The 12,604-nt window shown below is 72.3% G+C and carries 11 protein-coding genes; 7 read left to right on the forward strand and 4 right to left on the reverse strand.

Going from position 1 to position 12,604, the window contains the following annotated elements; all coding sequences use genetic code 11:
* Window positions 1-16 precede the first annotated feature (16 nt).
* Window positions 17-2,254, forward strand: a complete 2,238-nt coding sequence (locus E4U92_RS08060) for a glycoside hydrolase family 3 N-terminal domain-containing protein (protein WP_137299607.1) — start codon at window positions 17-19, stop codon at window positions 2,252-2,254.
* 208 nt (window positions 2,255-2,462) lie between these two features.
* A complete protein-coding gene (locus tag E4U92_RS08065; protein WP_137299608.1) occupies window positions 2,463-3,599 on the forward strand; it encodes a lytic polysaccharide monooxygenase auxiliary activity family 9 protein in 1,137 nt (378 codons plus the stop codon).
* A 50-nt stretch (window positions 3,600-3,649) separates the two neighbouring features.
* Here the strand turns inward: E4U92_RS08065 and E4U92_RS08070 are convergent, their stop codons facing one another.
* Together E4U92_RS08070 and E4U92_RS08075 are read right to left on the reverse strand one after the other, a co-directional pair.
* Complete coding sequence (locus E4U92_RS08070) at window positions 3,650-4,303, reverse strand: response regulator (RefSeq protein ID WP_137299609.1); 654 nt, start codon at window positions 4,301-4,303, stop codon at window positions 3,650-3,652.
* On the reverse strand, window positions 4,300-5,361 hold the full coding sequence (locus tag E4U92_RS08075) for a sensor histidine kinase (RefSeq protein ID WP_137299610.1): 1,062 nt from the start codon (window positions 5,359-5,361) through the stop codon (window positions 4,300-4,302). Before E4U92_RS08075 ends, E4U92_RS08070 begins: the two co-directional genes overlap by 4 nt.
* 184 nt (window positions 5,362-5,545) lie before the next feature.
* Here E4U92_RS08075 and E4U92_RS08080 point away from each other — a divergent pair, with 184 nt between their 5' ends.
* The 3 genes from E4U92_RS08080 to E4U92_RS08090 all read left to right on the forward strand — a co-directional run bounded on the left by E4U92_RS08080 (window position 5,546) and on the right by E4U92_RS08090 (window position 8,391).
* Window positions 5,546-6,031, forward strand: a complete 486-nt coding sequence (locus tag E4U92_RS08080; RefSeq protein ID WP_137299611.1) for a cation:proton antiporter regulatory subunit — start codon at window positions 5,546-5,548, stop codon at window positions 6,029-6,031.
* A 3-nt stretch (window positions 6,032-6,034) separates the two neighbouring features.
* Window positions 6,035-7,294: a cation:proton antiporter gene (locus E4U92_RS08085; protein WP_137299612.1), complete on the forward strand. Its 1,260-nt coding sequence runs from the start codon at window positions 6,035-6,037 to the stop codon at window positions 7,292-7,294.
* 98 nt (window positions 7,295-7,392) lie between these two features.
* Window positions 7,393-8,391 (forward strand): TAXI family TRAP transporter solute-binding subunit, encoded by a 999-nt coding sequence (locus tag E4U92_RS08090; RefSeq protein ID WP_137299613.1) that lies wholly within the window; start codon window positions 7,393-7,395, stop codon window positions 8,389-8,391.
* Between the two features lie 27 nt (window positions 8,392-8,418).
* On the opposite strand, the gene E4U92_RS08095 is transcribed toward E4U92_RS08090, so the two are convergent.
* Together E4U92_RS08095 and E4U92_RS08100 are read right to left on the reverse strand one after the other, a co-directional pair.
* Window positions 8,419-9,828: a sensor histidine kinase gene (locus tag E4U92_RS08095; RefSeq protein ID WP_137299614.1), complete on the reverse strand. Its 1,410-nt coding sequence runs from the start codon at window positions 9,826-9,828 to the stop codon at window positions 8,419-8,421.
* Between the two features lie 10 nt (window positions 9,829-9,838).
* Window positions 9,839-10,525 (reverse strand): response regulator transcription factor, encoded by a 687-nt coding sequence (locus E4U92_RS08100; RefSeq protein ID WP_137299615.1) that lies wholly within the window; start codon window positions 10,523-10,525, stop codon window positions 9,839-9,841.
* 277 nt (window positions 10,526-10,802) lie between these two features.
* Between E4U92_RS08100 and E4U92_RS08105 the strand changes: the two genes are divergently transcribed.
* Entirely contained in the window at window positions 10,803-11,579 is a 777-nt protein-coding gene (locus E4U92_RS08105) for an amino acid ABC transporter ATP-binding protein (protein ID WP_137299616.1), read from the forward strand.
* Between the two features lie 67 nt (window positions 11,580-11,646).
* Window positions 11,647-12,492 carry a glutamate ABC transporter substrate-binding protein gene (locus E4U92_RS08110; RefSeq protein ID WP_137299617.1) on the forward strand — a complete coding sequence of 282 codons (846 nt, stop codon included), beginning with the start codon at window positions 11,647-11,649 and terminating at the stop codon, window positions 12,490-12,492.
* The last annotated feature ends 112 nt before the right edge of the window (window positions 12,493-12,604 follow it).

The raw sequence follows: 12,604 nt of genomic DNA on the forward strand, positions 1-12,604 counted from the left end.
GGAAAGGCCCACCCGCATGAGCCCGCTGCTCGCCCGCCGCCGCCCCTCGGCGGCCCTCGCCCTGTGTGTCACGGCGCTGATCGCCACCGGTACCGGGGCCGCCCCGCCGGAGCCCGCGGCCACCGCCCGGGCCGCGGCCGCCCTGCCGTACCAGGACCCGTCCTTACCCGTGGCCGACCGCGTCAGCGACCTGCTCGCGCGCATGTCGCTCGACGACAAGCTCGGCCAGATGACCCAGATCGAGAAGGACTCCCTCGTCCCGCAGTCCGACCTCGCCACGTACCGCATCGGCTCGGTGCTGTCCGGCGGTGACTCGACCGTCAGCCCCAACAACGCGCAGACCTGGGCCGACACCTACGACTCCCTGCAGCGCACCGCCCTGACCACGCCGCTCGGCATCCCGATGATCTACGGGATCGACGCCGTGCACGGCCACAACGCGGTGCGCGGCGCCACGCTCTTCCCGCACAACATCGGCCTCGGCGCGACCCGCGACCCCGCCCTCGTCCAGGACGTCGGGCACGCGGTCGCCGAGGAGGTGTCGGGCACCGGTATCGACTGGGACTTCGCGCCGTGCCTGTGCGTGGCGCGCAACGACCGCTGGGGCCGCACCTACGAGTCCTTCGGCGAGACCCCCGAACTGCCCTCCGCCATGACGACGTTCATCACCGGGCTGCAGGGACAGACGCTGGGCGCGGGCCCCGCCTCCGTGCTCGCCACCGCCAAGCACTACATCGGTGACGGCGGCACCGGCGGGGGCGTCGACCAGGGCGACACCCAGGTGTCCGAGGCCGAACTGCGGGCGGTCCACCTGCCGCCGTTCAAGGAGGCCGTGCGCCGGGGGGTGGGCGCGGTGATGCTGTCGTACAGCAGTTGGAACGGGGTGCGGTCGCACGCCAACAAGTACCTGGTGACCGACGTCCTCAAGGGTGAGCTGGGCTTCGGCGGGTTCGTCGTCTCGGACTGGGCCGCGGTCGACCAGCTCGACGGGCAGACCGGGTTCACCGGCGCGGAGATCGCCACGGCGGTCAACGCGGGCGTCGACATGGTGATGGTCCCGCACGACTACAAGAAGTTCCTGAGCCTGCTGCGCGGCGAGGTCAGCGCGGGCCGCGTCTCCCAGGCGCGGGTCGACGACGCCAACCGGCGCATCCTCACCAAGAAGTTCCAGCTCGGCCTGTTCGAGAAGCCGCTGACCGACCGGTCGTACACCGCCACGGTGGGTTCGGCCGCGCACCGGTCGCTGGCCCGGCAGGCGGTGCGCGCCTCGCAGGTGCTGCTGAAGAACGACGGCGGCGTCCTGCCGCTGCCGAAGTCGGCGCGGCTGTTCGTCGCGGGCAAGTCGGCCGACGACATCGGCAACCAGAGCGGCGGCTGGACCGTCGGCTGGCAGGGCCGCAGCGGCGCGGTCACCGACGGCACGACGATCCTCCAGGGCATCCGGGCCGCCGTCACCGACCCCTCCCGGGTCACCTACGACCGGTACGGCAACGGCATCGACTCGGGGTACACGGCCGCCGTGGCCGTCGTCGGGGAGACCCCGTACGCCGAGGGGCGCGGCGACCGGCCGGGGTCGCTCGGCCTGGACCAGGAGGACCTGCAGACGCTGGCCCGGCTGAAGGCGAGCGGCGTCCCGGTGGTCGTGGTGCTGGTGTCCGGCCGGCCGCTGGACATCGCCGCCCAACTGCCCGACTGGAAGGCGCTGCTGGCCGCCTGGCTGCCGGGCACCGAGGGCGCCGGCGTCGCCGACGTGCTGTTCGGCGCCTACGCCCCCACCGGCAAGCTCCCGATGAGCTGGATGAGCAGCGCGGCGCAGGAGCCGGTCAACGACGGCGACGGCAAGGTCCCGCTGTTCCCCTACGGGTACGGGCTGACGTACGGCGGCACGCAGCCGGACCCCGATCCGACCCCCACCCCGACCCCGACCCCCACCCCGACGCCGAGCCCGACGCCCACGGACGGGGCCTGCACCGCCTCCTACCGCACCGTGTCCTCCTGGCAGGGCGGTTACCAGGCGGAGGTCACGGTCAAGAACACCGGCTCCGCCGCGCTGACGGGCTGGTCGGTCGACTGGGACCTGGGCGGTGCCACGATCGCCAGCCTCTGGAACGGCACGCTGACCACCGCGCAGGGCCGGGCCACCGTCCGCAACGCCGCCTTCAACGGCTCGCTCTCCCCCGGCGCCACCGTCTCGTTCGGCTTCACGGCGAACGGCACGGCGGGCACCCCGGCCCCGCACTGCGCGGCCGGCTGACCGACGTCCCCGCCCGCCCGGGTGGCACCTTCCCCGGGCGGGCGGGGCTCCCAGCGTTCGCCCCTCCGCGGGGCCAGGCACCACGGCCCCCGACGGTCGGATCCTCTCCGTTCGACGTCCCCCACCGAGCTCGACAACTCCTCGTCGTGAGACAAGGAAAGGAGAACAGCACGTGGAACAGCACGTGAAACGGCACACGAACCGGCACATGAACCGACGCGGTCTCTACGCGTCACTGGCGGCGGCCCTGGCCACCCTGCTGACGGCGCTCGGACTGATCGCACTGTCCGAGTCCAGCGCGCAGGCGCACGGGGTGGCGATGCTGCCCGGCTCCCGCACCTACCTGTGCTACCTGGACGCCCGCACCGGCAACGGCGCGCTCGACCCGACCAACCCCGCCTGCAAGGACGCCCTGGCCCAGAGCGGCTCGACCGCGCTGTACAACTGGTTCGCGGTCCTCGACTCCAACGCCGGCGGCAAGGGCGCCGGTTACGTCCCGGACGGCACCCTGTGCAGCGCCGGCAACAAGTCGCCGTACGACTTCAAGGCGTACAACGCGGCCCGCTCCGACTGGCCGCGCACCCACCTGACGAGCGGGGCGACGATCCAGGCCCAGTACAGCAACTGGGCGGCGCACCCGGGCGACTTCCGGGTGTACGTCACCAAGCAGGGCTGGTCGCCGACCACCCCGCTGGCCTGGGGCGACCTGGAGCTGTTCCAGACCGTCACCAACCCCCCGCAGCAGGGCTCGCCGGGTGCCGACGGCGGCCACTACTACTGGGACATGAAGCTGCCCTCGGGCCGCTCCGGTGACGCCATGATCTTCATCCAGTGGGTGCGCTCCGACAGCCAGGAGAACTTCTTCTCCTGCTCCGACGTGGTCTTCGACGGCGGCCACGGCGAGGTCACCGGCATCCGCAACTCCGGCGGCACGCCGACGCCGAGCCCGACGTCGACCCCGACCTCCACCCCCACCTCCACCCCCACGTCGACCCCGACCTCTACCCCGACGTCCACGCCGAGCGACCCGCACACCGGTTCCTGCATGGCCGTCTACAGCGTGACGAACTCCTGGGGCGGCGGCTTCCAGGGGTCCGTCGAGGTCATGAACCACAGCACCTCGGCACAGAGCGGCTGGGCCGTGTCCTGGAAACCGGGCACCGGCACCAAGATCAGCAGCGTCTGGAACGGCGCGCTGTCCACGGCGTCGGACGGCACCGTGACGGTCCGCAACATGGACTACAACCGCGTCATCCCGGCCGACGGCAGCGTGACGTTCGGCTTCACCGCCACCTCGACGGGCAACAACGTGCCCGTCGGATCCATCGGGTGCGTCACGCCGTAACGGCACAACGGCACCTCGCTCCCCCCGTGACCCGGCCGTCCCCGGCCGGGTCACGGGTCGATGAGGCCGGCCCGGATGGCGTAGCGGGTGAGCTCCAGCCGGTCGCGCATACCGAGCTTCTGGAGCAGGTTGGCCCGGTGCCGTTCGACGGTCTTGACGCTGATGAACAGCAGTTCGCCGATCTCCTTCGACGTGTGGCCCTCGGCCACCAGCTTGAGGATCTCCTCCTCGCGCTCGGTGATCGGCCGCGCCGGCACGCCGTCGCCGCGGTGCAGCCGGTCCAGGTAGGAGCGGACCAGGGCCCGCTCGGCGCCCGGGTAGATGAACGGCTCGTCGCGCACGACGGCCCGGCACGCCTCCACCAGGTCCCGGTCCGCGGCCGACTTGAGCACGAACCCGCCCGCGCCCGCCTTGAGCGCCTCGAAGAAGTACTGCTCGTTGTCGTACATCGTCAGGATCAGGATGCGCAGGTCCGGCAGGCGCCGGGACAGCTCGCGGGCCGCCTGGAGGCCGGTCGTGCGGGGCATGGCGACGTCCAGGACGGCCAGGTCGACACCGCCGCGCCGGGCCAGCTCGACCGCCTCGGCGCCGTCCCCGGCCTCCGCCACGACGGTCAGGTCCGGCTCGGCGTCCAGGATGAGCCGCACGCCCCGCCGGACGAGCGTGTGGTCGTCGGCGAGCAGCACCCGGATCGGCGCGGTCATCGCGTGTCTCCCTCGACAGGCAGCCCGGCCGTGCCCACTCCCACCGACGACGGCCGGACCACGGGCACCTCTGCGTCCGCCTCCATCGACGACGGCCGGACCGCCTCCGCCGACGGCACCCGCAGGCGCACCTCCGTGCCGCCCGGCGCGCCGGCCGCGCCGCCCTGAGCCGGTCCCAGCGTGAAGCGCGCCCCGACCAGCAGCGCCCGCTCCCGCATCCCGCGGATCCCGGCGCCCTCCCGCACCGCTCCCGGCCCCCTGCCGTCGTCGCGGACGAGCAGCTCGACACCGCCGGGCACCGGACCCAGGACCAGCTCGGCGCGGTCGGCGGCGGCGTGCCGGGCCGTGTTGGTCAGGGCCTCCTGGGCCACGCGGTAGAGGACCAGCTCGGTCTCGGGGGTCAGCGGCGGCAGCGCGGGGGCCAGGCCGGGCCGGACCGTCAGGCCGTGCTCGGTGAACTCGGCCGCCAGGGCGCGCAGGGCGCTCGGCAGTCCCAGCTCGTCGAGCACGCCGGGGCGCAGCCGGCGCGCGATGCGGCGGACCTCGTCGAGCCCGGCCCGGGTGGCGTCCTGCGCCTGGCCGACCTCGGCGCGCAGGTCCGCCGGGACCCGGTCGGCGACGCGCTTGAGCTGGAGCAGCACGGCCGTCAGGGTCTGGCCGACCTCGTCGTGCAGTTCCCGGGCGATGCGCCGGCGCTCGCGCTCCTGCGCGGACAGCGCCCGGCCGGCGCTGGTGGCCCGCTCCGCCTCCAGCCGGTCGAGCATCGCGTTGTACGTGGTGATCAGCTCCGCCGTCTCCACCGGGCCGCCGACCACGGCCCGCCGTCCCGGGCTGAGCAGGTCGGCCGCCGCCATGGCCCGCCCCAGCCGCCCGAGCGGGGCGAGCCCGATGCGCAGGACGACCGCGTGGACGACGAGCAGCACGGCGAGCCCCGCGACGACGACCACGGCCTCGGCGGGCAGCACGGGCGTCGAGACGGTGACCGGTCCGAGGAGCAGCGCGGCGGCCACCACCAGGCCGACCGCGTTGAGGGAGAACATCCGCCAGAACAGCGACACGCGTCCGGCGCCTCCCTTCCCGCTCCTGATCCATGGCACGGCCCTGACCAGCATGTTCGCTCGCCGTCGGCCCTGTCCATCCGTGCTGACACCCATGTCTCCACGGTACGGGCGGATGGCAGCATGGCGGCCCTGACCACCTTCCGCAGCCTCCGACCACTCACGACCGACAAGGGGAAGAAACGTGTCTGCTCCACGCCTGAGGGCGACGCCGCTGCCGGGTATCGGGGTCCGGTACGACCTCGTGACACGCGAACGGCGCCACCTGTCGGTCGTGGCGCACCGCGACGGCACCCGCACGGTCAACGTGTACCGGACCGACGACCCCGACTCCTGCGCCCAGTCCGTACGGCTGACCGGCGCGGAGGCGGGCTCCCTGATCGACGCGCTGGTGCCCTCGCACCACAGCGCGAGCCTGCTCTACACCACGGACCTCGGCCTGGTGGCGGAGCGGATCGAGGTGGCGGCGGCCTCCCGCTGGAACGGGCGGGTGCTCGGCGAGACCCGGATGCGCACCGACACCGGCGCCTCGGTCGTCGCCGTCCTGCGCCGGGCCGAGGCGATCCCGTCCCCGGCGCCGGACTTCCGGCTCGCGGGCGGTGACACGCTCATCGTGATCGGCACCCGTGAGGGCGTGGACGCGGCCGCGGCGATCCTCGGACGGGAGTGACCGGTGCACTCCGCTGTCCTGCTGATCGAGTTCGGGTCCATCATCCTGGCCCTCGGCCTGCTCGGCCGGTTCGCCGGCCGCTTCCGGATCTCACCGATCCCGCTGTACCTGCTGGCCGGGCTGGCGTTCGGCGAGGGCGGGCTGCTGCCGCTGGGCGCGAGCGAGGAGTTCGTGGCCACCGGCGCCGAGATCGGCGTCATCCTGCTGCTGCTCATGCTCGGCCTGGAGTACACGGCGAGCGACCTCGTCTCCAACCTCAAGGCCCACTACCCGGCCGGCCTCGTCGACGGAGCGCTGAACGCCCTGCCGGGTGCGGTGGCGGCCCTGCTCCTGGGCTGGGGCCCGGTGGCGGCGGTGGTGCTGGCGGGCGTCACCTGGATCTCGTCGTCCGGGGTCATCGCGAAGGTCCTGGGCGACCTGGGCCGGGTCGGCAACCGGGAGACACCGGTGATCCTCAGCGTTCTGGTCCTGGAGGACCTGGCGATGGCGGTCTACCTGCCGATCGTCACCGCGCTGGTCGCCGGCGCCGGCCTCGCGGCGGGCAGCCTGACCCTCGCCATCGCGCTGGGCGCGGCGGGCCTCGTGCTGTTCCTGGCCGTGCGCTACGGCCGGGTCATCTCCCGGTTCGTCTCCCACGACGACCCGGAGAAGCTGCTCCTCGTGGTGCTGGGCCTGACCATCCTGGTGGCCGGTGTCGCCCAGCAGTTGCAGGTGTCGGCCGCGGTGGGCGCGTTCCTGGTCGGCATCGCGCTGTCCGGTGAGGCCGCCGAGGGCGCGCACACGCTGCTGAGCCCGCTGCGCGACCTGTTCGCCGCGATCTTCTTCGTCTTCTTCGGGCTGCACACCGACCCCGCCAGCATCCCGCCGGTGCTGCTGCCCGCTCTCGCGCTGGCCCTCGTCACCGCCGGGACGAAGATCGCCACCGGGTACTGGGCGGCGCGGCGGGCCGGCATCTCGGTCAGGGGGCGCTGGCGGGCCGGCGGTGCGCTGGTGGCCCGCGGCGAGTTCTCCATCGTCATCGCCGGGCTCGCGGTCACGGCGGGCATCGAGCCGTCCCTGGGCCCGCTGGCCACGGCGTACGTCCTGATCCTGGTCGTCCTCGGCCCGCTCACCGCCCGGTACACCGAGCCGCTGGCCCTGTGGTGGAGCCGGCGCCGTACCGGCCGCAGGGAGCCGGAGCCGCTGGAGCGGGCGGAGGCGCCGGCGCAGACGTCGGCTCAGACGTCGGCTCAGACGTCGGCTCAGACGTGGGTCGGGGATTGAGAACCCGCCGGCGGGGCACGGCCGCGCGCGGGCAGCGGCGCCGGCCGTGTGAGCCCCGCCCTGGTCACCCGCCCCGCCCACCTGGCAGGATCCCGACCATGTCCAGGACGTTCCCGCGGATCGGCAGGCGCCGCGCCCTCCAGGGTGCCGGGGCCGGCGTCGTCGTGCTCGGGCTGCTGCTGTGGTGGCTGCTGCCGCTCGGCGAGGACCCGCCGAGCGGGGCGATCACCTTCAGCACCGGGACACGGGCCGGGGTGTACCAGGAGTACGGCAGCCGGCTGCGGCCCGAGCTCGCCAAGGACATGCCGGACCTGCGGGTGCGGCTGGCGACCAGCAACGGTTCCCAGGACAACGTCGAGCGGGTCGCGTCCGGCCGGGCCGACTTCACGATCGCCGCGGCCGACGCGGTCGCGGCGTACGAGGCACGGCACCCGGAGGCGAAGGCCGAGCTGCGCGGGGTGGCCCGCCTGTACGACGACTACGTCCAACTGGTCGTGCCGCGCGACTCGGACATCCGGACGATCGCGGACCTGCGCGGCAAGCGGGTGGCGACCGGGCTGCCCCGCTCGGGTGTCCGCCTGATCGCGGACCGGGTGCTGGAGGCGGCGGGCCTGGACCCGGTCAAGGACGTCGAGGCGGCGTCGGACGGCATCGACACCGGCCCGCGGCAGCTCGAGCAGGGGAAGATCGACGCGTTCTTCTGGTCGGGTGGCGTGCCCACCAACGGCCTGCGCGACCTCGCCGACGACTTCACCTTCCGGTTCGTCCCGATCGACGCCGACCTCGTGGCCAGGATGCACGACCGGGACGAGTCGACCCGCTACTACCGGGCGACGAGCATGCCCGAGTCGGCCTACCCCACCGTCCAGAACGGCTACGCCGTGCCCACCGTCGCGGTGTCCAACCTGCTCATCACCCGGGCCGACGTGAACGTCCGGCTCACCGAGTGGATGACCCGGGTCGTCATCAAGAGCCGTGACGACATCGGCGAGAAGGTCCACTCCGCCCAGCTCGTCGACCTGCGCACGGCCATCTACACCGACCCGCTGCCCCTGCACGAGGGCGCACGGCGCTACTACCGCTCGGTGAAGCCCTGAAGCCCTGAAGCGCGTCCCCCCAGGGCCTCACGATCCCGAGGTCCGCGGCACCCGCACCGTCACCGTGAGCCCGTGCGGCTCGTGGTGGCCGTAGGACAGGGAGCCGCCGCCCGCCGCGAGCAGGGCGCGGGAGATGGACAGGCCGAGGCCCGAGCCCTTGACGTTCTGGTGGCGGCCGCTGCGCCAGAAGCGGTCGCCGACGCGGGCCAGCTCTTCGTCGGTCAGGCCGGGACCGTTGTCGCTGACGACGACGGTCACGCTGTCCCCTTCGGCGGCCACGGACACCTCGACGCACTCCCCGTCCGGGGTGAACTTCACGGCGTTGTCGATCACCGCGTCCAGGGCGCTGGACAGGGCCACCGGGTCCGCCCAGCCGGTCAGGGGCGGGCAGGCGCCGACCAGGTCGATGCCCTTGGCCCGGGCGGTGGGCGCCCAGGCGGCGACGCGCTCGGCGGCCAGCGCGCCGATGTCGGTGATCCGCAGGTCGGCCTCGGTGTGCTCGGCCAGGGCCAGGTCGAGCAGGTCGTCCAGGACCTGGGCCAGGCGCTTGCCCTCGGCCTGGACGGAGGCGATCTCCTCGTTGCCCTCCGGGAGTTCGTAGGCCAGCAGCTCGATGCGCAGCAGCAGCGCCGCGAGCGGGTTGCGCAACTGGTGCGAGGCGTCGGCGACGAAGGCGCGCTGCTGCTCCAGCACGTCCTCGACGTTGTCCGCCATCTCGTTGAACGACCGGGCCAGCCGCCTGAGTTCCGGCGGACCCCCGCCCACGGCGACGCGTGACTTCAGCCGCCCGGTGGCGATGTCGTGGGTGGTGGCGTCGAGGACGCGCACCGGCTTGAGCACCCAGCCGGTCAGCTGGAGCGCCGCGCCGATGGCGAGCAGCATCGCGGCGATCTCACCGGCGCCGATCAGCAGCCAGCCGTGCAGGATGCGGGAACGCATCGGCCCGGTGGGCGAGTCGAGCACGACGACCGCGACGACGTCGCCGTCCCGGACGACCGGGGAGGCGACCACGAGGTGCCGGTGCTGCCAGGGCCAGACCTGCTGCGGGTCGTGGCTGCGCCGGCTGAGCCGCGCCTCCTCGAACGCCGCGCGCACCTCACCGGTCCTGGGCAGGAACCAGTCCCGCGGCGCGTGCGCCATGGGCGTGTCGGTGCGGTAGAAGACAGCGGCGCGGATGCCGTACACCTCGTAGTAGCTGTCGAGTTCGCGGGCCAGGGTCTTGCGCCGCTCGTCCAGGGAGCGGGCGGTGCTCCCGGGCGCCTCGGCGGTGGCCGTGACGAACTGGGCGAGTGCCGCGAAGCGCGCGGTGTCGTCGATCCGGTCGACGATCACCTTCTGCTGCTGGGCCCCGGCCACGCTGACCGCGAGCGGCACGCCGAGGGCGAGGAGCACGGCCGCCATCAGCACGATCAGCAGCGGCAGGAGACGTGTGCGCAACCGGTCCCCGCTACACGGCCGGGGCGACGAGCCGGTACCCGACGCCGCGTACGGTCTCGATCAGCGCGGGCATGCGCAGCTTGGCGCGCAGGGAGGCGACGTGCACCTCCAGGGTGCGGCCGGTCCCCTCCCAGCTCGTGCGCCAGACCTCGCTGATGATCTGCTCGCGCCGGAAGACCACGCCGGGCCGCTGGGCGAGGAGGGCCAGCAGGTCGAACTCCTTGCGGGTGAGCTGGACGACGGCGCCGTCCACGGTGACCCGCCGGGTGGGCAGCTCGATGTGCACGGGCCCGAGCCGCAGCGCGTCCTCGGCACCGGTGACCTGGTCCTCGGGGACGGTGCGCCGGCTGACCGCGTGGATGCGGGCCAGCAGCTCGCCGGTGTCGTACGGCTTGACCACGTAGTCGTCGGCGCCCAGGTTGAGGCCGTGGATGCGGGAGCGCACGTCGGAGCGGGCCGTCACCATGATCACCGGGGTGCTGGTGCGCTTGCGGATCTTGCCGCAGACCTCGTAGCCGTCCTGGTCGGGCAGGCCCAGGTCGAGGAGGACGACACCGAAGCCGGGCCCCTCGGGGACGAGCGCCTGGAGGGCCTCCTCGCCGCTGCGCGCGTGTGTGACCTCGAAGCCGTGCCGCTTCAGCACCGCGGACAGCGCGGCGGCGACGTGGTTGTCGTCCTCGACGAGCAGCAGTCTCATGCCGGCCTCCCCCTGTCCCTCGTGCCTGGGTGCGAACAGTACGTGCACGCGCGCGTGCCCCATGGCAGTCACGCCGATGGACGAGGACGCCGTCAAGTGGCTTCCGGTTGCGCGCCCCTACCGTTATCCGGCCGATACGCACGCGTACCGCCCGGGCTACGACACGTGTCCGATTGCTATCGGATCGTGATGCTCAGATTCCCCTCAGATGTAATGACGCTGGTCGCGGCGGGTCACTACTGTCCTCCGAAACCGAGAAGGACGGAGCCTGAGAGCGATGACCGACGTATCGGTGGCCAAGGAAGACGTGGCCGCGACCGGCGACCTGGTCGTCCTGAAGAGCGTCAACAAGCACTTCGGCGCGTTGCACGTGCTCCAGGACATCGATCTGACGATCGCCCGCGGCGAGGTCGTCGTCGTGATCGGGCCCTCCGGGTCCGGCAAGTCGACCCTGTGCCGGACCATCAACCGCCTCGAGACGATCGACTCGGGCACGATCACGATCGACGGCAGGCCCCTGCCGCAGGAGGGCAAGGAGCTGGCCAGGCTGCGTGCCGACGTCGGCATGGTCTTCCAGTCCTTCAACCTGTTCGCGCACAAGACCGTGCTCGAGAACGTGATGCTGGGCCAGGTCAAGGTCCGCAAGACCGACAAGAAGCAGGCCGAGGAGAAGGCGCGTGCCCTCCTCGACCGGGTCGGCGTGGCCAGCCAGGCCGACAAGTACCCGGCGCAGCTCTCGGGCGGTCAGCAGCAGCGCGTGGCGATCGCGCGGGCGCTGGCGATGGGTCCGAAGGTCATGCTCTTCGACGAGCCGACCTCGGCCCTCGACCCCGAGATGATCAACGAGGTGCTGGAAGTGATGCAGCAGCTCGCCCGCGACGGCATGACGATGATCGTCGTCACCCACGAGATGGGCTTCGCACGATCGGCTGCAAACCGGGTGGTCTTCATGGCGGACGGCCGGATCGTGGAACAGGCTGCGCCCGACCAGTTCTTCAGCAACCCGCGCAGCGACCGCGCCAAGGACTTCCTGTCCAAGATCCTGCACCACTGACGCGCCCGGGACGCCGCACGTCATGGGCGTCGACGGCCCGCATCTGACAACTCGAAGGATGTTCACCATGAAGCTCCGCAAGGTCACCGCCGCCTCGGCAGCCGTGCTCGCCCTCTCCCTGGCCGCCACCGCCTGCGGCGGCAGCGACGACGACAACTCGGGCAGCGGCTCGAGCGGCGGCGGCGGCAAGATCAAGGTCGGCATCAAGTACGACCAGCCCGGCCTGGGGCTGAAGAAGCCCGACGGTTCCTTCTCCGGCTTCGACGTGGACGTCGCCACGTACGTCGCCAAGGAGCTGGGCTACAAGCCCGACCAGATCGAGTTCGTCGAGACCAAGAGCGCCGACCGCGAGAACGCCCTCGCGCGCGGTGACGTGAAGTACATCGTCGCCACGTACTCGATCACGGACGAGCGCAAGCAGAAGGTGGACTTCGCGGGCCCGTACCTGCTGGCGCACCAGGACCTGCTGGTCAAGTCGGACTCCGACGTCACCAAGGGCACGGACCTGAACGGCAAGAAGCTGTGTTCCGTGACCGGTTCCACCTCGGCGCAGAACGTCCAGAAGTCGATCGCCCCGAAGGCGAACCTCAAGGAGTACAGCAGCTACTCCGAGTGCGTCGCGGCCCTGCAGAGCGGCGCTGTGGACGCGGTCACCACGGACGACTCGATCCTCGCCGGCTTCGCGTCGCAGGACCAGTACAAGGGCAAGTTCAAGCTCGCCGGGCTGAAGCTCAGCAACGAGAACTACGGCATCGGCGTCAAGAAGGGCGACACCGTGACCGTCGACAAGATCAACAAGGCGCTGGAGAAGATGGAGAGCGACGGCTCCTGGCAGAAGGCCGTCGACACCAACTTCGGTCCCGCCGACTACAAGAACGAGCAGGCCCCGAAGATCGGCCAGATCGTCAAGTAACCCCGGGGCCGCCCGGACCGCAGGGTTCACCGGGTGCGCCGCCGTCCGTCGCGATCACGGCGGCGGCGCACCACCTCCAGCCCGTTCGCCACACACCCGGAAGCGCGGGAGA

Source organism: Streptomyces galbus, from assembly GCF_005280195.1.
In the GTDB taxonomy this organism is placed as follows: Bacteria; Actinomycetota; Actinomycetes; order Streptomycetales; family Streptomycetaceae; genus Streptomyces; species Streptomyces galbus.